The organism is Collinsella aerofaciens, from assembly GCF_039062315.1.
GTDB lineage: Bacteria > Actinomycetota > Coriobacteriia > Coriobacteriales > Coriobacteriaceae > Collinsella > Collinsella aerofaciens_BG.
Map to the genome: position 1 here is coordinate 1 of NZ_JBCJBG010000021.1, position 21803 is coordinate 21803.

Consider the following 21803-nt stretch of genomic DNA (forward strand, 5'->3'; position numbering starts at 1 on the left):
TCGTTCACTTCGCGGAAAAGTATTCACCTTCGTTTTTCGCGCAGACACGGATCCGGCCGCCGCAACGCAAAACGGGGCCCGCGCGCAGCGCAGACCCCGTCGTGAGAGGTTATTCCCGGTATATTATTAGTACTGCTCGATGCCCATATAGCGACGAACCTCGGGGCTGTGGTCGAAGACCTTGCCGCGGGCGGCGCGCAGCTCGCAACTCATGTTGTAGAAGAAGATCGGCTCCAGATACGAACGCACGCTGGCAGGCACTTCGCCCACACCGTACTCGAGCGCATCGAGCACCATGACTGTATCGGTGTGCGTGTTGAGGAACGCAAGGGCACGCTCCTCCATAGGGCGGCACTCGCCGGCGCCAAGCTGCACAAAGTAGAACACACCGGGCTCGGTGGCCTCGAAGGGACCGTGGAAGTACTCGCCGGAGTGGATGTAGCAGCAGTGCTGCCACTGCATCTCCATGAGCGAGCAGATGGCCATGGCGTAGGTCTGGCTAAAGTTGGGTCCGGAGCCCAGGATATAGAAGAACTTGTGCTGCTGGCAGAGCTCGGCAAAGCGATCGCCCAGCTCGGCGTTGACCTTCTCGCGAGCGGCGGGCAGCAGCGCATCCATCTGCTTGAGGCCCTCGTACATGTCGGCGAGTGCCTCGTAGCCTTCCTGCTGGTCGAGCAGCTCGGCGGCGATCAGAGCGCCGATACCCTGAGGCACCTCGGCCTGCGGCACGCCCTCGCCCCAGGGGTAGACCCAGGTAGTCCACTTGCCGTTGTCGATCTTGGAGCCCTCGCAGTCGGTGAGGGCAACGACCTCGGCACCGGCGGCCAGCGCCATCTCGCAGCCGTCGACGACCTCCTGCGTGTTGCCGCTGTGGCTGCAGGCAATAACGAGCGACTTCGGCCCCAGGCTCTTGGGGGCCATCAGGCAAAACTCGCGTGCCGTGTAGACCGTCGAGGTAAACGTGGTGGCCTCGCGCTTGAGCAGCTCGTTGGCCGGCATCAGGTCGATCATCGAACCGCCACAAGCGATCCAAAAGACGTTCTCGATCTTGCCCTTGCGCTCGATGATTTCCTGAACCAGATCATGTGCGTTCATCCTGATGTTCCTCCTTGTGGGGCGGCTTTGAGCGACGGCAGCTCGTACCTGCTGTCGTTCTATGTTGTCCTATTTATAACACGCACGGCAACGCCCGTGAAGTTATTTCACCAAAGTTGTTCTATGTTGTTCTATCTGTGGACGTTAGATGTCGAAGACGTAGCGCGAGCCCACAATCTTTTGGCGGCCGAGCAGTAGAGGGCGCCCGCCAGCGTCGGTAAAGTAGGCCTCCATATAGAAGAGCGGCTCACCGACCGGCACCTCCAGTAGCGGGGCCGTCTGAGCATCGGCAAGTGCAATCTCCACGGTGCAGGGGTCGGACTTGAGCGGCGCGCGACCCGAATGTTCGGCAACGAGCGCAAAGATTGAGTTATCGGAAAGGTCCTCATCGGCCAGCGTCTGCAGGTAGGGATGGTCGGCGAGCACAAAGGCGTTGTTCTCGAGCATGACGGGGATGCCGTCGGCCGTGCGCACGCGCTCGACCACGATGAGCTCGCAGCCGGGCTCCACGCCAAAGAACGCCGCATCCTCGTGCGTCGCCGCAACCACCGTGCGCGACACCAGACGCGCACCCGGCACCATGTCGTTGGCAGCACAACCCTCAGTAAAGCTCTGGACGTCACCCTTCTGGCGAATCTTGCGCTTGAGCTTGGGAGCGCACACAAAGGTACCCCTCCCCTGCTGGCGGTTGAGATACCCCGCGCGTGACAGCTCCTCGATGGCGCGGCGCACGGTGATGCGTCCCACGCCGTAAGACTTCGCGAGCTCCATCTCGGCAGGGATGCGCGAGCCGGCCACGTACACGCCGCGCGCGATCTCGCCCTTTAGGTCGTCCATGACCTGCTGGTACAGCGGTACGGCGGGCACCTCGGCGCGCTCGGTTTTATCGTCGAATGCCATCGTTACGCTCCATCCCGTGCATGCTCGGACTCAAACTCTTCAATCGCCGCCATAAACTGCTCGCCAAAGGCGTCGGCCTTTTTCTCGCCGATACCGTTGACCTGGACAAGCTCGTCGCGCGTCTGCGGGCGTAGGCGGCACAGACCGCGCAGGGCCTTGTCGGAAAAGACCATGTACGGCGCCATCTCCAGCTCGGTCGAAATCTCCTTGCGCAGGGCACGCAGGCGCTCGAACAGCTCGGCATCGTCACCCACGCGCGGGCGCTGATCCAGCTCGGCCTCCTCGCGCAGCAGATCCACCGCACGGCGGGCACGAGCCGAGGCCTTGCGCTTGGACGCACGACGCTTAACGGTAAAGACGAACGCCTCGTTCTCGACCTCGCCGGCGCGCGGGCCCAGCCCCACGACCGGGTACTGCCCCTGCGAGGTAGCCAGATAACCGCGGCCGCACAGCTGGCCGATGATATCCTTGATGCGCCCGACCGATTCGCTCGACAGCTCACCGTAGCCGCGGTCCTCGTCCAGATGCATCTGGCGAATGCGCTCGGTGTTGCCGCCGTGGAGCACGTCGGCGATGAGCGACTTGCCAAAACGCATGGGACGCGTGGCCACATAGCGCACGGCAGCTCGGGCCATATCGGTGACGTCCTCGACCTCGAACTGCGTGAGACAGTTACTGCAGTTGCCGCAGCCCTCGGCCTCGTCCGTGGCGGCGCTGCCCGTACCGGCCTCAGCGGCATGCACGGCCGCGGCCTCGTCGCCAAAGTAGCGCAGCATGTATTCGCGCAGGCAGCCGGTGGTATTGCAGTAGCCCTCCATCTGGCTGAGCAGACGATATCGATTCTGGAGCGCCCACGCGCGCTGCTCGTCATCGAGCGCCTCATCGGCGGCATCGCCGCGGTCGATCAGAAAGCGGCGCATGCGAAAATCGTTGCCGTTCCATAGCAGGTGGCAGCTAGCCGGGTCGCCATCGCGGCCGGCGCGGCCCGCCTCCTGGTAGTAGGCCTCGATGCTCTCGGGCACGTTGTTGTGGATCACGTAGCGCACGTTGGGTTTGTCGATGCCCATGCCAAAGGCATTGGTGGCAACCATCACCTGAATATCGTCGTCGATAAAAGCGCGCTGGCTTTGGCGGCGGGCGTCGTTGCCCATGCCGGCGTGGTAGCGGCCAACACGAATGCCGCTGGGGCTCAGCGCCTCGGCAAGATCGCCTGCCAGCGCATCGACCGTCTTGCGGGTCGAGCAATACACGATGCCGCTCTCACCCGAATGCGCGATCACATAGTCGCGCACCCACGCGGTCTTGGCCTTATCGCCCATCTCCTCGCAACCAAAGTAGAGGTTCTTGCGATCGAAGCCCATCACTACCGTCGCGGGATTTTGCAGACCGAGCATCTGCTGAATGTCCGCGCGCACACGCTCGGTCGCCGTAGCGGTAAAGGCCGCCACGATAGGGCGCTGCGGCAGGGAATCGATGAACTCGCGAATCTGCAGGTAGGCGGGGCGGAAATCCTGGCCCCATTGGCTCACGCAGTGGGCCTCGTCAATGGCCACGAGCGGCACGCCAATGCCGCCGTCCGCCGCGGCCTCCTGCGCAAAGGCTAAAAAGCGCGGCTCGAGCAGGCGCTCGGGCGCCACATACATAAGCTGATAGCGGCCCTCGCACGCCCGCTTGAGCACGGTGTTTTGCTGGGCCGGAGTAAGACTGGAGTTGAGATAGCTGGGGCGCGCACCCGCCGCGAGCAGCGCGCGGGTCTGGTCCTCCATAAGCGACAGCAACGGGCTCACCACAAAGGTGATGCCGGGCAGCATAAGCGCAGGCACCTGGTAGCAGATAGACTTGCCGGCGCCTGTGGGCATAACGCCGAGCGCATCGCGACCGGCAAGAATCGCATCGACCATGCGATCCTGTCCCGGGCGAAACGAGGTGTAGCCAAAATAGGCGCCGAGCGTGTCGAGCGCCATCTGCTGCATGCTATCGGTCATGGTTTCCTAACGTCAGAATCATCTGCCGCCGATTATACGCCGCCACGCGGACCGGCGTCGCCCGGCCGCCGGCCATGGGCGGCGCAATCCAAGGCGAATGAGCGTGGATTATTGGACACTTTCCGAATGAGCACGGAAACGTCGCAGGTTGAGCATAAGTCAGCGAAAACGCCCCTAAGCGAGCAAGGTGACGTGAAAGAGGAGGGAAGCGTACTTCGGTACGCGACCGACGATTGAACGTCAGATTGCCGCTTAGGGGCGTTTGCAGCGTCGACCGGTCCGTCGTTCGTCAGAACGGCGGAACCAACCCTACATGACCATAACGTAGCGCGATCCCACGTAGTACTGCTTACCCATCAGGACCGGCTCGCCATTGGGGCCGATAAAGCCGGCACGCAGGTTGAGTAGTGGATCGTGCGGAGCGATGCCCAGCTCGGCCGCCTGCTCGGTATTGGCACGAACAGCCTCGACCGTGCGGTAGCCAACCGAGACAATCGGCGTTCCGCCAACACGCTCGACCTCGGAAAAAATCGACTTGTCCTCAAGATCGGCCGTCAACAGCTCACGGTAGGCGTCAAACGGCACAAAGATGTTCTCCTCAAAAATGGGCTCGCCGTCGGCCGTACGCACGCGCTTGATGTGCAGCAGCAGCGCGTCCTTCTGCAGGCCAAAGAACTCCATCTCGTTTTGACGTGCCGGCACAATCTGGCGATCGACCACATGCGCGCCCGCCTTCATGTCATTATCGGCACACAGCGCGGTAAACGTCTGCAGCGTCGAAGCGTGGAACTGGCGGTTGATGTGCGGCGTGGAGACAAAGGTGCCACGGCCCTGCTGCTTAACCAGGTAGCCATCGGAGCACAGCTCCTCGACGGCGCGGCGCACCGTAATGCGGCTCACGTCGTACTGCTCGGCTAGCTCAAGCTCGGACGGAATACGCTCCTTGGGTGCATAAACACCTTTCTCGATCGCGTCCTTGATTTCGTCATAAATCTGCTGGTAAAGCGGTGCATTTTTGGGCGTAGGCATATCTAATCACTCTTATTGGAATATCGAAATAACTAATACGTATATAACGTCTAGTTTCATGTTACCTCATATTGATAAAACGATACACCCTCCCTACCAAAAAGCGACAGCTTCATTTTGGTAGGTTTTATCTGGGCAAACGAAGGCCTCCCGAAAGCAGCGAGGCTTTCGGGAGGCTCAAGCGGACAGGATTGCGCCAGGCCGGCAAAATGCCGGTACCCTACTTGCCGTCGTCCTGCTGCAGGCTGTCCTGCTCGCTGAGGCGCGCCTGCCTGCTGGCCATGCGCGCGGGCTTGTCGGGATCGGGTACGGCCGTGGGCATGGGCTCGTCGACATGACCGCCCCACCAGCCGCCCACAAAGTTGAGCGTGTGGAACACATTGATCACGGCGCCGGGATCAATGTCACACACCAGCTTGATAATGTCCTGACTCTCGTAGGTCGAGACAACGGCGTGCAGCAGATACATCTTTTCGCGGCTGTATCCGCCGATGACCTCGGCGCAGCTAATGCCATGCTGAAAATGGTCAACATAGGCGGTCATGACCTCGTCCGCCTTGCGCGTCGTGATCTGCAGCGTCACGCGGTCGTAGCGACGATAGAAGCTGTCGATGGTCTTGGTCGAAATAAACTGGAACACGATGGAGTACGCCGCCTTGTCCCAGCCAAACATAAAGCCAAAGATCGCCAGGATAAAGCAGTTGAAACCAAAGATGACGCCCCAGATGGTCTTGCCCGTGTGGTTGGAAACCCACAGCGCGATAAAGTCGGTGCCGCCGGTGGATGCGCCGGATTTAAGCGCGATGGCAGCGCCCAGACCCGAGACCACGCCGCCAAAAATGATGAGCATGATCTTGTCGCCCAAAAACGGAGCGAAGTGAAAGACGTTGAGAAACAGCGATGAGAGCACGACCTGCATCATCGAGAAGATGACGAAGCGCTTGCTAATGCCGCTCCAACATAGGAGCGCCACGGGGATGTTGAGCGCGAGCATACCGAGCGAGATGTCGATGTGAACGCCGCCGAGCGAGGTAACGCGATCGAGCAGGACCGCGACACCGGTAAGACCGCTCGGAAGCAGGTCGGCGGGTTGAATGAACGCCTGAATCAGGAATGTCTGGAGAACGGCGGAAATTGTGACCGCCACGGCAGTAATGGCGCGGCGGACGATGGTGAGGCGGCCGAGCACGAGCACGCGGTCCGTGAGCTGATCGATGGCGTTCGCCACGTAGGCTCCTTTCGAAGGCAGATGTGGTTGTGGGGCATGCCCGCGATTGTAGCATGGAGCGTGCGGGGGCGCTTCAATTCACCCTCCCTCGACAACCAAAACGGGACCAGCAACCCCCACGACCAAAGGCCCAAATTACAAGTGAGTAGACTTTACGCGACCTGCAGAGCACACCCAAAACCGCCACCCCTGTGACCTGCGGTTTTACAAGAGCAGGTGCACTGTGTGCTCGGCCTGCGCCAAAAAGTCTACTCACTTAGCCCGAATCGAAGCCAAACGGATCAAAATCAAAACCAAATTGAGCCAGTCCACCGCAAAAAACGTTTGAACCCGTGCTTCTTGCGGTGAATTGACGTTACAGAGCGGCCAAAATGTCGGCTAGATTATCGATAACGGCATCGGCTCGCGATTGATCGAGGTTGACGCCCTCGTGCGGACGCAGCGCCAGGACTCGGGCGCCGGAGCGTTTGCCGGCCTCGATGCCTAAAGGCGAATCCTCGATAACCAGGCACTCGGCAGGCTCCACCCCCAGCGCCTCCATGGCACGCAGGTAGATCTCGGGGTCGGGCTTAAACGCACTGCACTCGTGGCCGCTGATGGTGTAATCCAGCACATCGGCAATGCCAGCGATCTCCACCAGCTCGTCGATCAGCTCGCGGTAGGACGAGCTCGCGATGGCACACTTCACGCCGCGCTCGTGCAGCTCGCGCATCACCGGCTCCGTCTGCTCGTTGAGCAGCTCGGCATACGGAACGGGATGGTCCGGGCTGTAGACCTGCTTGTACTCAACGCGCAGGCGTTCGCGCAGCTCAACATCGTCGGGCACCAGCGCCTCCCAAATGGCAGGCTCGTTAGACCCCGAAAGATCGGGGATCTCGTCAAAGTGGAAGCCCTTCTCCTCCATAAACGCCACACGACGACGGTTGTAGAACCACTCGGTATCGACCAGCACGCCGTCCATGTCAAACAGCACTGCCTTGATCATACGCATCTCCTCCCACCTGCCAAAAAGGGTCAGGTTTATTTTGGTAGGTTTTATCTGGGATTTGCGACGCGACAGACACGCCCTCCCCAGAGCAAAAAAGGGGACGGGGCGCAAAACCCCATCCCCTTTCAATCAACCCGTAAGGTCTACTTACTTGTGATTAGTAGGAAAGCTTCCACATGTAGCGACGCATGGTCAGCGGGTGCTGACGGGCCTCGGCGATCTGGTTGCCGTACTCGCGCATAACGGCGAGGTGCAGCAGCGGGTTGAAGTAGGTGACGACGCTCGCGGGCACGGCGTCAGCCAGGCCGTAGTCCTTGGAGTCGATCAGAGCGACCTTGGCGCCCATGCGCTCAAGGAAGGTGAGGGCGCGGGCATCCATCGGACGGGTAGCGCCATCGGACATGAAGAAGACGTAGGGCTTACCCTCGGTGGAAACCTCGAACGGGCCGTGGAAGTACTCGCCGGTGTTGTAGGCGGCAGCGTCGATCCACTGCATCTCGGTGAACAGGAAGGCGGCGTGAGAATAAGCCATCTTCTCGGAGGCACCGGAAGCCATGAAGTAGATCATCTTGTCGTCCTTGAAGTCCTCGGCGAACTTCTTGGCGAGCTTCTTGCAGTGCTGAGCGGCGTTCTCGCAGAGCTCGAAGACGTTGGTGAGGCCGGTGATCATGTCCTCGTAGTGGTCATAGCCCTCGGTCTGCTGAAGGATCTCGACAGCAAGAGCGATGGCGTAGCCGGGCTTCTCGCACTTGGCAGCGAAGTTGGCGTGGAAGCCGTGAACGATGACGTAGTCAGCGTCGACGGTCAGAGCGGAGCCAGCCTTGTTGGTGAGGGAGACGACCGGGCAGTTGTGCTTCTTGGCGGTCTTGTTGGCCTCGACGGTCTCGGGCGTGGAGCCACCGAGGGAGCAGGTGATCACGAAGGTGTGCTCGTTGACCCAGGAGGGCGTGTCGTAGTTGAACTCGTTAGCGGTGAAGATCTGAACGTTCAGCTTGTCCGTGTTGTTGGCCAGGAAGTACTTGGCGGGGTAAAGGTCGGACATGGAAGCACCGCAGCCGACGAAAGCGACACTGTGGATCTCGTGGTTGGACAGGACGTCAGCGACGATCTGCTTAGGGAGGTTAAGGTCGATCTCGTACATCTGACACATTCCTTTCGATTTTTTGCGGCGCCACATTGCCGGACGCTCGCAGGGTTACCGTGATTTGGACCGAGTCGCCGGCCCGTTGAGGATGCGACAAGGGGACTATCCCATTGTCGCATTTTGGGAATGGAAGCCTGCCTGGGGTATGGGATGCCAGGCAGGCCCCCGGGGGAAAGCGGTTAGACGCTTGGTCGCGACTAGGCCAGGATGCCGGCCGCGGAGAGGGCGATGCCGCCCACGATGGCGATCACGAGAAGCCAACCGGTGTTGACGTTCTTCTTGATGAGCCAATACATAAGGCCGGTGAGGCCAAGGGAGATCATCTGGGGCATCATGCCGTCCAGGATGTCCTGGATAACGACGGTGCCCTCAGCGAACTGCAGCGGGGTGGTGGCGCCGATCAGCGTAGCGATCATGCCGCCCACGGACATAAGACCCACAATGCCGCAGACATACATGAGCTTCTCCATGAGGTCGCCGCCCTGAAGCTTGCTCAGGTACTCGTGGCCGCCCTGATAGCCCATCTTGGCTGCGAACCAAGTGATCACCACAGAGGGGACGATGGAGATGAGCATGGCCAGGATCGGACCCATGATGGAGCCCTGCTGAGCCAGCTGAACGCCCAGGCCAAAGGCGATAACGCGGATGGTGCCCTGGAAGAAGGAGTCACCGATGCCGGAAAGCGGACCCATGAGGGAGGTCTTGACCGCATTGATCGAATCGGGATCGAAGTTCTCGGGATCCTTAGCGTACTCCTCCTCCATGGAGGCGGAGAGGCCCAGGATGAAAGCGCTCGTCTGCGGGGTGCAGTTGTAGAACGCCATGTGACGGTGGTAAGCCTCTTTCTTAGCAGCGAGCTGCTTGGGGTCGGACTCATCCGGATAGAGGCGATCGAGCGTGGGGACCATGCCGTAGAGGAAGCCCATGTTCATCTGACGCTCGTAGTTCCAAGAGGCCTGGATGGCCCAGGAGCGCCAGAAGAACTGGCTGACCTTCTTGTTCAGGGACACGTCCTTGGTTGCGGTTGCCATAGTGTGTTCCTCCTTAGTCTTCGTCGTCTTCGAGCGGATCGTAGTCGGAATCGACACCGGCGGCTGCATGGGAACCGTTGAACTTGAAGCCCATGAAGACGACAGCCAGGCACACACCGATCAGAGCGACCGCGATGACGGACAGGTTGAGGTAAGCGGCGAGCAGGAAACCGATGAACAGGAACGGAGTCATACCCTTCTTGATCATCATGGTGAGCAGCAGGGCCAAGCCGTAGGCGGTCATGATCTTGGTCGAAACGTTAAGACCAGTGGACAGCCACTCGGGAACCATGTTGACGATGGCCTGAACCAGGTCGGTGCCAACAAAGACGGCGAGGAAGATCGGCAGGAAGTACATGACAGCGTACAGACCGGAGCCGGCGCAGATGTGCATACGGTAGGCGGTCTTGAACTTTCCGTTATCGATCGCGCTATCGGCCACATGGGTGAGGGCGGCGATGATGGAACGGAACACGATGCCGAGGAGCTGACCCAGGACGGCGACCGGGATGGCGATCGTCATGGCGGTCTCGGCGGAAGCATCGGTCAGGCACGCAAAGGCAGCGGCCACGATGCCGCCCAGGACCATATCGGGCGGAACGGCGGCGCCGACCTGCACCAGGCCCATGGACACGAGCTCGACGGCGGCACCGACGGCAAGGCCGGTGGGCACATCGCCCAGCAGCAGACCGACGAGCGTAGCGCCAACGAGGGGCTGCTCGAAGTTAAGACGACCGAGCAGGCGGGAGTCCCACATGCAGAACACGCCGACGAGGCCGACGAGCACCGCACTGATGAACGTATTCATACCCTTCTCCTTTCAGTCAGGCAAAAGCCTGGTTGATTACAGCTTGGCGTCGATGTCGACGCTCTGATACGTAGGGGTCTGCTGGACGTAGAGCTTGATGCCCATGTCGAGCAGCTGGTTGACGTCGGCCTTCTGGGTGGCGTCGAGGAAGACGGAGCTGTCCTTGCCGCCGACCTGATCGGCACCGTCGTGGTTGGCGGTGGCGCCCAGGTTGATGGCGTCGAGCTTGTAGCCCTGGCAGAACTGCAGCATCTCGGCAGTGTTGCCAAAGACGAACATGACGCGCTCGCCGAGGGTGTTGAGCTTGTCCATCTTGGCGAGGGCACGCTCGACGGTGAAGACGTTCAGGCGCACGCCCTGGGGCTTGGCAAGCTTAAGAGCGCCCTTCTTGATGTCATCGTTGGCGGCAGCGTTGTCGACGACGATGATGCGCTCGGCCTGAACCTTGGTGGTCCAGGTAAAGACGACCTGGCCGTGCAGCAGACGGTAGTCAAGACGTGCGAGGACGATCTTGGCGGGACCGGAGCTGTGACGGGACGCCTTGGCCTTCTTGGCGGGAGCCGCGGCGGCCTCGACCGGTGCGTTGGGGTTGGTCAGACCGGTGCGGGCCTCGTTGATGAGGGCCGCGAGCTCGGCGCCCTTGACGGGGACGGGGCTCATAGCGAGCGTGAGCGCCAGCGGGATGTTGAAACCGCTGACAACCGTGAACTTCGTGCCGTTCTTGGAAAGCTCGACCATGTTGTTGTTGACCGAGCTGCCGAGCATATCGGTCAGCACATAGACGGTGTCGTCCGCGTTGAACGTGGCGATCATAGCCTCAACCTTATTGGTGATGGGCTCCTTGTCGTCACGAGCAAGCGACACGACGTGGACGTTCGACACGTCGCCGAGAACCATCTCGAGCGTGTCTTTGGCGCCTGCGGCCAGGCCGCCATGAGATGCGAGAATGATCTGATTCATCTCGCCTCCTCCTTTTCGTTATGGTCATTATAACGTCTTATACGTTGCGGATATTGCTAATTAGTATAAAGACCGTTCGCGGGTGAAAATCGACCGTTTGCGGGTTTAACGTACTCGAAACGTTGGTGCAGGACAGGTCGGCACTGTCTTGTCGGCACTCGATCAGACGTCTCGCCCATCCCCTATCGCACGAAGTACCAGGGGCTTTCCTGCACGGTGGGCTCCAGCGCGATGCCGGTGCGTTCCTTAAACAGATCCATGTCCTGCGATTTCTCCGTCCACCACGCGTTGGGCCTAAAGGTCATGCTCTCAACGACATGACCGACAAACACACTGTTGCGCAGCTTGGAGAAGTCGGTGTTCATGATCAGGATGGACGCGAGCACCAGCACGATGCCCAAGACTTTGATCGCGCCGGCGGGCTCGGCATAGACACCAATGCCCACCAGTACGGTGACGACCGTCTCGAAAGACATTACAACGGGAACTTTCGACGTCTCGAGCCCCATGGACAGACCCTGCATATATAAGATGTAAGCCACGGCTGTGGGGATGAGTCCAAAGCCAAGGAACAACAGCAGCAGTTGTGGCGACATTGCCGCGGCGACATCCGGCCACGGAGCCGCGATAGCTGCCATAACCGCACCGCCAAAAACAAAGCCCCAAAACGTGACAGCCAGCGGGTGGACCGTCTTGGTCGCTATTCGGCTAAACACCGCGAGCGACGCGCCACAAAGGCCTGCAATCACGCCCGACGTGACGCCCCAAACCGAAAAATGAAAACCGGAAAGGTCGCCATTGGTCACTGCAAGCACGCAGCCAACGATGTTAAAGACAATGGCAACGAGCTTGTTGGGGGTCACGTCCTCGCGATAAAGCACGCGGCCGAGCACGACGCCAAACACCGGCGAGGTGTAAAGCAGCACCGAGGCCGTGGACATGCCGACCTCGCCCATGCACTCGTAATAGCAGGTGTTGGCGGCGGCCAGACCGACGATACCGACAAGCGCGCAGGGAACAAGCTCTTTAGGGCTTGCCTTGAACAGGGCCAGCGGACCCTGAGCCACGGTAGACCCCTCACCCGGACGGCAGCCCATAAACATCAGGACCGGCGCCAAGATAAGCGCTCCGACCAACAAGCGAAAGGCAGCCATGCTCTGGGACGAAACGCCCATGGCCGAGATGCCGTTTACAAAGATTCCGATGCTGCCCCACATAAGCGCAGCGACCAGCACCAGCACATAGCCCAGATTGCTTTTCTTCAACGCAGCCTCCTCGGTATTGTTTCCAATATGTTTCACACTACGTTATAGTCGTTATATACATTTTTCAAGACACAAATCGCCGAACGGAAAAATCTGCTTCCCCAACGACTAGGACTGTCCCCAATTGCCGGTAGAAAAGGAACGTCCCCAAGTGTCACATCTGGACCAAGGCAACGCCGATGTTTTGGCAACGACAGCGAAAACCCACCTGAGCGAGCAAGGTGCCTTGAAGCGAAGCGGCATTGACCTTCTGGTCATGCCGCTGAAGCTGAAAGGCAGATTGCCGCTCAGGTGGGTTTGCAGCGTCGAGTCGTTACGCGGTTTGGTAAAACCGCGTAACTAATACTCAAGCTTCCACATGTAGCGGCGCGTCATGTAGTCCTTGTGGGTGACGGCAGAGAGCGCGCGCATATACACGTTGTTGAGGATCGGGGCAAAGATCAGGTGGTTGAAGTACTCGCTCACGCTGTCCTTGATGTCGTTGAGGCCGAGCTCCTTGGCGTCGAGCTGATAGACGCGCTCGCCACCGTACTGGTTGACGAAGCGGATGCCGCGCTCGTCGTTGCAGCGGCTGCGGCCGACGCTGATGAGCTGGAACAGCGAGGTGCGCTTGTCCAGGATCTCGAAGGGGCCATGGAAGAAGTCGCAGGTGTTGATGGTGCAGGAGTCGATCTGCAGCATCTCCTGCACGTTGCAGATGCTAAAGACGTAGGCGGCACCAAAGAGCGGGCCCTGGGCCATGACGTTGATGCAGGGCTTGTCGGCGTTCTGCTCGGCCCACTTGGCAGCGAGCGGACGGGTGTACTCGACGGCCTTGCGGTAGATGGGATCGACCAAGTCGAAGGCGGCCATGGCAGTCTCGTACTCGGCATAGCCCTCGGTCTGCTGCGTAAGCTCCATGGCGATCATGGTCACGACGGCGGAGTTGGTGCGGCCCATGCAGGACTCGTCGACGGCCAGGCTGTCGTACTGGATCTTGTAGTCGCAGACCTCGGTGAGGCCGGACTCGTCAACATAGATGGCGATGGTGCTGGCGCCGTGGTCCTTGGCGACCTGGGCGGCGACGATGGTCTCCTTGGTGCCGCGCATGGACACGACGACGGCCAGGGTGTTCTCGTTAACGTAGGCAGGGGTTGCGTGCACGAACTCGTTGCTGGTGTAGCTGGAGCTCACGACCTGCGTGGCCTCGTGCTCCATAAAGTACTGGGCAGGATAGTTACCGCCGTTGGATCCGCCAGCGCCAATCCACACGACGCGCTTGATGCCGCCCTTGTCAGCCTTGTCAGCCAAAACCTGGGAGACGACGTCCTTAACCTGTTCCTGAGTAGTCATCGTGCATCAGCCTTTCTTCTCGTTTGATGCTCTCGATGGCATACAAGTTACATACATGTTTTGGTTATGTCGACTAGTTGTATGCTATATTTGTCTTAGAAATTTTGCTGGTAAGGTTTTCGGTAGCTCGATACCAGCGGTTTTATTGTTGTGTTGAATACATGCTTGCTTAGATAAGCATACAAGTTAGATATAGGCTGATCGCATGAACGCTTCATCTAAAAAGAAACTGAGCCAATACGAGCGCTTGGCGGGTACGCTTCGCGACCGCATCGCCGCCGGCATCTACGTACGCGGAGACAAGCTGCCGTCCGAGATGGAGCTCATGGACGAATCGGGGCTGTCGCGCAGCACCGTGCGCCACGCCCTTAAGGTACTCGTTGATGAGGGCCTGGTGCGCACCGAGCGCGGGCGTGGCGCCTTTGTGGCCGACACGCCCGCGCTCCACGAGAACAACCTAGTGTTTTCGAGCTATACCAAGCAGGTCGAAGGCCAGGGTATGAAGCCCACCACGCGCACCGTGGACTCGGGCTTTGCCAAGGCGGCCGGCAGCATAGCTAAGTTCTTTGACGCCGCTGTGGGCAGTAAGCTCGTCAAACTTGTCCGCCTGCGCTACCTGGACGACGCGCCGCTGTGCCTGGAGACCACCTACCTGCCGCCGAGCTTTGGGTCGCTCATCGATCGCGATATCAACGGTTCGCTCTACGCCACGCTGCGACAGGAGTTCCATCGCGCACCGGCACAGGGGCATAAGACCTTTGAGGTGTGCTATGCCTCACAAAACGAGGCGTTTTTGCTCAACGTTGAGCGCGGGCAGGCGCTGATCCTGATCACCGACTACGTCTACGACACCGACGGCCGCCCGCTCCACGTCTCCAAGCGCATCCAGCGCACCGACCGCGCCAAATACACCGAGCCCATCGGCTAACCTGCCAAAATAAACCTGTCCCTAAATGGTAGGTTTGGGAAGGTCGGGGAACCAGGTTGGTTTGGGTTGGTTGGGTGTGCGCTCGGCCAGGACCAGCTCCATCCAGCACATGTCGTACCAGCGGCCGAACTTTTGGGCACAGCGGTCAAAGGCACCCACCAGGCGATATCCCATATGGGCATGGAAATCCTGACTGTTGTGCGTCAGATACTCGTCGTCCTTATCGTGCGGCACGGCAATGAGCGCGCACATGTTGGTGATGCCCATCGCGACCAGGCATTGCTTGAGCGCGTCGTGCAGCTTGCGACCCAGCCCGCCATGGCGCACATCGCGTGCCAGGTAGATTGACGTCTCGACCGACCAGTCGTATGCCTCGCGGCTGTTAAGCGGACTCACATAGGCATAGCCTACCGGACGCCCGTCCAACTCCATCACCAGATACGGATAGCGCTTGAGCGTACGCTCAATACGCCCGGCGAACTCCTCAACGCTCGGCACCTCGTATTCGCAGGTAATCGCCGTATGGCGCACATACGGCTCATAGATGGCAAGCAACGCCGACGCGTCTTCGGGCGTCGCCAGGCGAATCGTCGGCTCGGACATCTCGGTCATACAACCCTTCTCCCTCAAAAACAAAGGCCGCCTTGCGCCAAACCCAGCGCAAGGCGGCCCCCCGTCATTACATCAGGCTACAGAACCGCCGCCAACGCGTCGATATCCTCCTGCGTCGTGGCCCAGCTGGTGCAAAAACGCACCACCGTGTGGGTCTCGTCGTACTTTTCCCAGTACTCGACCGAGGCATGCTCGCGAATGCGGGCCATGTCCTCGTTGGACAGAATCACAAACTGCTGGTTTGTGGGCGTCTCCAAGAAGAACTGGTAGCCGCGCTCGTGCAGCACGCGACGAAGCGCCTGCGCGGTTTCGATGGCCTGGCGACCAATCTCAAAATACAGGCCATCGGTAAAAAGGGCCTCGAACTGCACACCCGTCAGGCGGCCCTTGGCAAGCAGTGCGCCATGCTGCTTAATACGCGGAATGGGATGCGCCGGAGCATGCATGCCGCAAAACACCACGGCCTCGCCGCACAGAGCGCCGCACTTGGTGCCGCCGATGTAGAACACGTCACACAGCTGTGCCAGCTCGGGCAGGGTAATGTCGCACTCATCGGCCGCCAGCGCATAGGCCAGGCGGGCGCCGTCCACAAACAGCGGAATCTCCCGCTTCTGGCACACCGCATGAATCGCCGCGAGCTCGGCCTTGGAATACAGCGTGCCATACTCGGTCGATAGGCTCACGTACACGGCACCCGGGAACACCGTGTGCTCGTAGCTCTCGTTTTCGTAGAACACCTGGATATAGTTCTCGAGGTCCTCGGCGTGCATCTTGCCCTCGTATCCGGGGATGGTGAGCACCTTGTGACCGCCAAACTCGATGGCGCCTGCCTCATGGCAGGCGACGTGGCCAGTCTCAGCAGCAACGACGCCCTCGTACGGCGCGAGCAGCATGTCGATCACCGTCGCGTTGGCCTGCGTGCCGCCCACCAGAAAAAACACGTCGGCGTCGGGCGCCTGACAGGCCTCGCGGATAAGCTGCTTGGCACGCTCGGTGTGCGCATCGGTACCGTAGCCGGGCTGCGGCTCCATATTGGTGTCGACGAGCGCCTGCAGCACTGCCGGATGTGCGCCGTGGGAATAATCGTTGTTAAACGCGAGCATGGCAATCCTCTCTTACCGGGTATCGGCCAGATGATTCAAACGGAGCTATTGTACGCCGTTGGGATAGGCAATGCGTGCGGCAAGGCACTCAAGTGCCAGTACCAGGGCAAAACCGCAGCTCACGTCACTCAAAAAGTGTGCGCCGATCACGATGCGCCCAAAGGCGACGAACGCTGCAACAACAACCGCCGCCCAAAAGATCACGCGGCGACGCGAAGGTTTTTCCTTAAAGGCTGCCGCGGGAAGCCCGGCGAGCATAAGGCCGATCGCCGCATGCGCCGTGTGTCCGCTCGCAAACGACTTGAACCCGTCCTTTATCACGCCGGCGGCGATATAGGTCCACTTGTCGGGGTTGCCGATCACCCACCACGGCTGAAAATTGAGCCCCGGCGTGACCTCGATCACGCGCATGCGCGGGCGCGACCATAACGGCTTAACAATGACGTTGAGGATGATGGCCTGAGCGACCCACACGGCCAGCACCATCAACGCCCAGCGCGTAAGCTCGTCGGGCTCGGTCGTGCGCGTGAGGCGGTAGGCGATGAAGTTGGCTGCGATGACCAACGCAAACGTCAGCACCAACTGAGCCGCGATGAGTTTGCCGCCAACCCTCAGGGACGAAACGATCTCGTAGCCGGTCAGGCCAACGTTGACGAGGATGCCGAGCACGGCGAGCCATTTGCTCCCCCTGGAGTCGGGAGGCACCGCGCGTACGAGCATAACGCCCGCGATGCTCGCCGTCAGCTCGAACGGCAGCTCACCGGCCGCCTCGACAAAGCGGCCGTACATGCTGCCGATGTTGAACAGCGCACTCGAGATTTGATAATCAAAGAAGCTGCCCACGCCCAGACAAAGGCACAGGACAACCGCGATAATGGCGACATCTTTCTTATAGATGTATCCGAACATGCTTTCCTTTCGATGGAACCAGATTGCCCAAATGGGGCGTTTGCAGCGTCGACTCGTTAGTCGTCGTCGCTCGCACCCAATTGCTGCAGTAGCATGAGTGCCGCGGCCACCGGGCCGATGCCGTCGTTGGCGTCGAGACCGCGACCCAGGCCGCTGCCCGCGCCGGCGCCCGCCTTGTAGGGCACCGACAGTTTGCGGCTCTTGGGAAAGTTCACCGCGCCATAGCGGGTCTTAAGCTCAAAGGCCACCTTCTTGGGCACGTCAACCCCCAGGAAGGTAATGCGTCCACCGCTGAGCGTGACGCTCTCGAGCCCCAGGCGCTCGCCGCGAATACGAATGCGAGCGCGGTTGAACAAGTTGAGCCCCGCCAACGGCAGCTCACCGTGCGCGGCCTCGGTCTCCTCCTGCACCTCGTCGATGCTCTCCAGGTCCTCAGCCGCCGCGAGCTTGCGGTACACGAGCACGCGCTGGTCCACCGCCGGCATGTACTCCTCGGACAAGAAGTAGTCGGCCGGCAGGTTGATGCCCACGCTCGCCGCCTCCACGCCGGCATCGTCATCGCCGCGCGCCTCGGCCACGGCCTGTCCCAGCATCTGCGTAAACAGGTCAAAGCCCACACTCGACAGGTTGCCGTGCTGCTCGGCGCCCATGAGCGAACCGGCACCGCGGATCTCCAGGTCGCGCATGGCGATGCGCATGCCGCTGCCCAGATCCTGGAACTCGGAAAGCGCGGTCAGGCGCGCCGTGGCCTCCTCGGTGAGCGGCAGCTCGCCGGGGAACATAAAGTACGCGTATGCCTGCGTGGCAGAGCGGCCCACGCGGCCCTTAAGCTGGTAGAGCTGTGCCAGACCCAGACGCTGCGAGTCCTCGATGATGAGCGTGTTGGCCGTTGCGTTGTCGATGCCGCTCTCCACGATGGTCGTGGCGATAAGCACGTCGATTTTCTTGGTCGCGAACTCGATCATCACGTCCTCGACCTCGCGCGGGCTCATCTTGCCGTGTGCCACGCCCACGCGCGCCTCGGGCGCAGCCTCGTGCACGCGCGCCACGGCATCGTCGATGGTCTTGACGCGGTTGGACACGTAATACACCTGACCGCCGCGGCCCACCTCCAGGCGAATCGCTGCACTCACCACGTCGGGGTCGTACTCCCCCACGTGCACGATCACGGGACGACGCCCGGTCGGCGGCGTGGTGATCAGGCTCATGTCGCGCACGCCGCTTGTGGCCATCTGCATGGTTCGCGGAATAGGCGTTGCCGAAAGCGTGAGCACGTCGATCTGCTCGCGCAGGTTCTTGAGCTGTTCCTTGTGCTGCACACCAAAGCGCTGCTCTTCGTCGATGATCACCAGGCCCAGGTTCTTGGGGTTCACATCGGCAGAAAGCAAGCGGTGCGTGCCGATGAGCACGTCGATCGTGCCCTCGGCAAACGCCTTGAGCGCGCGCTTTTGCTGCGCCGGCGTGCGGAAACGGCTGAGCACCTCGACCTCAAGGCCAAACGGGGCAAAGCGCTCAAAGAACGTCTCGTAGTGCTGCTGGGCAAGAATGGTCGTGGGGCAGAGCACCATAACCTGGCGGCCGGAGTCCACGCACTTAAACGCCGCGCGCAGGGCGACCTCGGTCTTGCCAAAACCCACGTCGCCGCACAGCAGGCGGTCCATGGGCTTGGGCGCCTCCATATCGGCCTTAATGTCGGCGATGGCCTCCAGCTGGTCGCGCGTCTCGTCGTAAGGAAAGCTCTCCTCCATCTCGATCTGCTCGGGCGTGTCAGGCGGGCAGGCGATACCCGCGATTGATGAGCGGCGCGTATACAGGTCGACCAGGTCAAACGCCAGCTTTTTGGCATTCTTGCGCGCCTTGTTGGTGGCCCGCGTCCAGTCGGCGGTGTTGAGCCTGGTCAAGCGCGGTTTATCGCCGTCGGGACCAACGTAGCGCGTAATGCGGTCAACCTGCTCCAGCGGCACGTAGAGCTTGTCGCCATCGGCGTATTCCAGCAAAAAGTAGTCGCGTTCCTTGCCGCCCACTTCCTGACGCGCGATCTCGCTAAAGAGCGCGATGCCGTGGGTAGCGTGCACCACGTAGTCGCCCGGCTTAAACGGGAAGGTGATCTGCGTAATGTCAACCTTGCGGCGGCTGCGCGCGCGGTTGGCATCCATGCGGGCGTTGAGGTCGGCAATCGAGAACACGGCCAAATTGGCGTCGGGCACCACCACGCCCTGTGGCAGGGCAGCGTCCACAAAGGTCACGCGCCCGCGCGAGATGGTGGGCACGGCGGCGCCGGCAGCAGCCTGCGCGGCGCCCGCCTCGAGCGAGCGGGCGTTGAGCGCGTCGGCGCGACGCTCGCGAATGGAAGCATGGGCCTCCTGACGTGCGGCACGGTCGGCGGAATCCGCCGCTGCCACGCGCACGCGGTCGCCGATAGCGCCGGCATTTTCAGGTGCGGCCGTCAGCGATTCCTCAAAGGTAATGCCCTCGTCGCCAAAGGTGAGCTCCATCGACTCGCGCGCACCGCGGTCGGGAATGGCAAACACGCAGGCATAGCGCTTGCCCACGACTTCCTGGATGCGCGTCATAAAGCGATTGTCCGAGCCCGCAATGGCCGGCTGCTCAATCTTGAGCTCGGCCGTCACCGCACCGCCGGCACGGATGAGGCTCACATAGTTCAGGCGTTGCTGAGCGCCAAAATCGAGCTGCTGGGCACGTACATACAGGCCATCCAATCGGTCAATCCCCGCCTCGCCGGCACGCGCCTCGATATCCTCGTAGGCGCGCAGGCAGTCGTCGAACAGCGAGCGCGGCTCGGACAAAACCACAAGCGCCTTGCCGCTCACGTGTGCCAACGGGCTTACGGTCTGGCCGTACATCACCGGCAAAAAGCGGTCGAGCTCGGGCGTGACGATGCGTGCATCCACCATCTCGAGCAGCGCTGCCAGTTTACTGTCATCCTGGCTGGCGCGGTAGAGCGCCACGTGCATGTTGTGGACGGCATCGTCGGTAAGCGCCAGCTCGCGGCACGGGAAGATCTCGATACTGTCCTCGTTGCCGATGGTTTGGCCCGTGGAGCTCACCATGCGGCGGATGCGGTCAATCTCGTCGCCAAAGAACTCGATGCGTACGGGCGCCTTTTCCTGTGCGGGGAACACCTCGACGGTGTCGCCGTGCACGCGGAACAGACCGGGCGCGTCGGCGGCGCCGGCATTGGTGTAGCCCATGCCCACCAGGCGCTGCGGCACCTCGTCAAAAGGAATCTCCTCGCCCACCGCAAAAGTGGTGGACTCCCAATAGCGACTCTCGACCGGTGGCACGCAGCGCAGCAGCGCACGGGCCGAGGCAACCATGATGCAGTTGTCCCCGCGCACGATGCGCCCCAGAGCCTCGCAGCGCTGCGCCACCACGGCGTCGTCGGGCGCCTGCTCGCGCCACGGATAGTCCTTGCGCTCGGGAAAACGGCACACATGCGCAAGGCCCACGTAGGCGGCAAGGCTGCGCGCGGCGCGATCGGCCGCGTCCTCGCCGCTCACAATGTAGACCGTCGGTCGCGGACGGCGCGCAAACTGGGCGGCCGCCATAAGCGTACGGCCCGACTGCGACACGGCCAGCGTCACGTCCTCGCCGGCATCGAGCCCGGCCTCGACGGTCTGCAAGGCCTCGGCAGTGTAGAGCTGCGCGGCTATACGGTGAATGAGCATGCTGTTCCTCCGGCATTGCAACGCCAAAAGCCCGCCGGGGCAAGCTCGGCGGGTATGCGGCGGATTTCATTGCCTGTCATGGTAGCGCATGAGATGGACACGCCAGCGCACGCCAAACAGCTACCCCAAAACGCGCACGCTGGGGCAAAGGTCTGCCAGCGGACACTCGCCGCACTTGGGCTTGCGGGCGTCGCAGATCTCGCGGCCAAAGGTGATCCACTGGTGGTTGACCGACTCCCAATACTCGTGCGGCAAAATCTTGAGCAGATCTTGCTCGGTCTTGAGCGGCTCCTTGGCATGCGTCTTGGGGCTCAGCATCAGGCGGTGCGCGATGCGGTTGACGTGCGTATCGACCGCGATACCCTCGACAATGCCAAACCCCACGTTGAGCACGATGTTCGCCGTTTTGCGGCCAACACCCGGCAGTTTGACGAGCTGCTTCATGTCGGCCGGTACCTCACCGCCGTAATCGGCGACAATCATCTGCGCGGCCTCCACGGCGTGCTTGGCCTTGCTCTTATAAAAGCCGAGCGACTTAATGGTATCGGCCACATCGGCCACGCTCGCCCCCGCCATGGCCTCGGGCGTGGGCCACTGGGCAAACAGCTTCGGCGTCACCTTGTTGACCTGCGCGTCGGTCGTCTGCGCCGAGAGCAGCACCGCGATGAGCAGCCTAAAGGGATTCTCGTGATCCAAAAAACACTCGACCGGGCCATAGCGACGGTTGAGGCGCTCGCACACCTCAACGGCGCGCTCGCGTTTGGCAGCATTGGTCTCGCGTGGCATAACGACTCCTC

At 61.1% G+C, this 21803-nt stretch carries 18 protein-coding genes; 1 reads left to right on the top strand and 17 read right to left on the bottom strand.

Going from position 1 to position 21803, the window contains the following annotated elements; all coding sequences use genetic code 11:
• Positions 1 to 126: 126 nt before the first annotated feature.
• The 12 genes from ABCP74_RS08645 to ABCP74_RS08700 all read right to left on the bottom strand — a co-directional run bounded on the left by ABCP74_RS08645 (position 127) and on the right by ABCP74_RS08700 (position 13765).
• Positions 127 to 1095 carry an SIS domain-containing protein gene (locus tag ABCP74_RS08645; RefSeq protein WP_343001117.1) on the bottom strand — a complete coding sequence of 323 codons (969 nt, stop codon included), beginning with the start codon at positions 1093 to 1095 and terminating at the stop codon, positions 127 to 129.
• Between the two features lie 144 nt (positions 1096 to 1239).
• Positions 1240 to 1995, bottom strand: a complete 756-nt coding sequence (locus ABCP74_RS08650; RefSeq protein WP_343001116.1) for a GntR family transcriptional regulator — start codon at positions 1993 to 1995, stop codon at positions 1240 to 1242.
• 2 nt (positions 1996 to 1997) lie between these two features.
• On the bottom strand, positions 1998 to 3980 hold the full coding sequence (locus ABCP74_RS08655; RefSeq protein ID WP_343001115.1) for a RecQ family ATP-dependent DNA helicase: 1983 nt from the start codon (positions 3978 to 3980) through the stop codon (positions 1998 to 2000).
• A gap of 309 nt (positions 3981 to 4289) precedes the next feature.
• Positions 4290 to 5009, bottom strand: coding sequence for a GntR family transcriptional regulator (locus tag ABCP74_RS08660; RefSeq protein ID WP_238023115.1), 720 nt, complete (start codon positions 5007 to 5009; stop codon positions 4290 to 4292).
• A gap of 220 nt (positions 5010 to 5229) precedes the next feature.
• Complete coding sequence (locus ABCP74_RS08665; protein WP_099432583.1) at positions 5230 to 6237, bottom strand: YitT family protein; 1008 nt, start codon at positions 6235 to 6237, stop codon at positions 5230 to 5232.
• Between the two features lie 355 nt (positions 6238 to 6592).
• Positions 6593 to 7222 carry an HAD family hydrolase gene (locus tag ABCP74_RS08670; RefSeq protein ID WP_343001114.1) on the bottom strand — a complete coding sequence of 210 codons (630 nt, stop codon included), beginning with the start codon at positions 7220 to 7222 and terminating at the stop codon, positions 6593 to 6595.
• Positions 7223 to 7382: 160 nt separating this feature from the next.
• A complete protein-coding gene (locus tag ABCP74_RS08675; protein WP_230317570.1) occupies positions 7383 to 8366 on the bottom strand; it encodes an SIS domain-containing protein in 984 nt (327 codons plus the stop codon).
• 200 nt (positions 8367 to 8566) lie between these two features.
• On the bottom strand, positions 8567 to 9400 hold the full coding sequence (locus ABCP74_RS08680) for a PTS system mannose/fructose/sorbose family transporter subunit IID (RefSeq protein ID WP_195235002.1): 834 nt from the start codon (positions 9398 to 9400) through the stop codon (positions 8567 to 8569).
• Positions 9401 to 9413: 13 nt separating this feature from the next.
• Positions 9414 to 10208, bottom strand: coding sequence for a PTS mannose/fructose/sorbose/N-acetylgalactosamine transporter subunit IIC (locus ABCP74_RS08685; RefSeq protein ID WP_006235136.1), 795 nt, complete (start codon positions 10206 to 10208; stop codon positions 9414 to 9416).
• 36 nt (positions 10209 to 10244) lie between these two features.
• Positions 10245 to 11168 (bottom strand): PTS sugar transporter subunit IIAB, encoded by a 924-nt coding sequence (locus tag ABCP74_RS08690; RefSeq protein WP_117746781.1) that lies wholly within the window; start codon positions 11166 to 11168, stop codon positions 10245 to 10247.
• 182 nt (positions 11169 to 11350) lie between these two features.
• Positions 11351 to 12433 carry a DMT family transporter gene (locus tag ABCP74_RS08695; RefSeq protein WP_343001111.1) on the bottom strand — a complete coding sequence of 361 codons (1083 nt, stop codon included), beginning with the start codon at positions 12431 to 12433 and terminating at the stop codon, positions 11351 to 11353.
• 339 nt (positions 12434 to 12772) lie between these two features.
• Positions 12773 to 13765, bottom strand: a complete 993-nt coding sequence (locus tag ABCP74_RS08700) for an SIS domain-containing protein (protein ID WP_118226093.1) — start codon at positions 13763 to 13765, stop codon at positions 12773 to 12775.
• A 205-nt stretch (positions 13766 to 13970) separates the two neighbouring features.
• Here ABCP74_RS08700 and ABCP74_RS08705 point away from each other — a divergent pair, with 205 nt between their 5' ends.
• Positions 13971 to 14693: a GntR family transcriptional regulator gene (locus tag ABCP74_RS08705; protein ID WP_343001110.1), complete on the top strand. Its 723-nt coding sequence runs from the start codon at positions 13971 to 13973 to the stop codon at positions 14691 to 14693.
• Positions 14694 to 14714: 21 nt separating this feature from the next.
• Here the strand turns inward: ABCP74_RS08705 and ABCP74_RS08710 are convergent, their stop codons facing one another.
• The 5 genes from ABCP74_RS08710 to nth all read right to left on the bottom strand — a co-directional run bounded on the left by ABCP74_RS08710 (position 14715) and on the right by nth (position 21792).
• Positions 14715 to 15305 carry a GNAT family N-acetyltransferase gene (locus tag ABCP74_RS08710; protein ID WP_343001109.1) on the bottom strand — a complete coding sequence of 197 codons (591 nt, stop codon included), beginning with the start codon at positions 15303 to 15305 and terminating at the stop codon, positions 14715 to 14717.
• Positions 15306 to 15382: 77 nt separating this feature from the next.
• Positions 15383 to 16408 (bottom strand): threonine aldolase family protein, encoded by a 1026-nt coding sequence (locus ABCP74_RS08715; RefSeq protein WP_343001108.1) that lies wholly within the window; start codon positions 16406 to 16408, stop codon positions 15383 to 15385.
• A 45-nt stretch (positions 16409 to 16453) separates the two neighbouring features.
• On the bottom strand, positions 16454 to 17317 hold the full coding sequence (locus tag ABCP74_RS08720; RefSeq protein ID WP_343001107.1) for a phosphatase PAP2 family protein: 864 nt from the start codon (positions 17315 to 17317) through the stop codon (positions 16454 to 16456).
• Positions 17318 to 17373: 56 nt separating this feature from the next.
• The gene (gene mfd, locus ABCP74_RS08725; protein WP_343001106.1) at positions 17374 to 21006 is read right to left on the bottom strand and encodes a transcription-repair coupling factor; all 3633 of its coding nucleotides are present in this window, start codon (positions 21004 to 21006) and stop codon (positions 17374 to 17376) included.
• A 120-nt stretch (positions 21007 to 21126) separates the two neighbouring features.
• Positions 21127 to 21792 (bottom strand): endonuclease III, encoded by a 666-nt coding sequence (nth, locus tag ABCP74_RS08730; RefSeq protein ID WP_343001105.1) that lies wholly within the window; start codon positions 21790 to 21792, stop codon positions 21127 to 21129.
• Positions 21793 to 21803 lie beyond the last annotated feature (11 nt).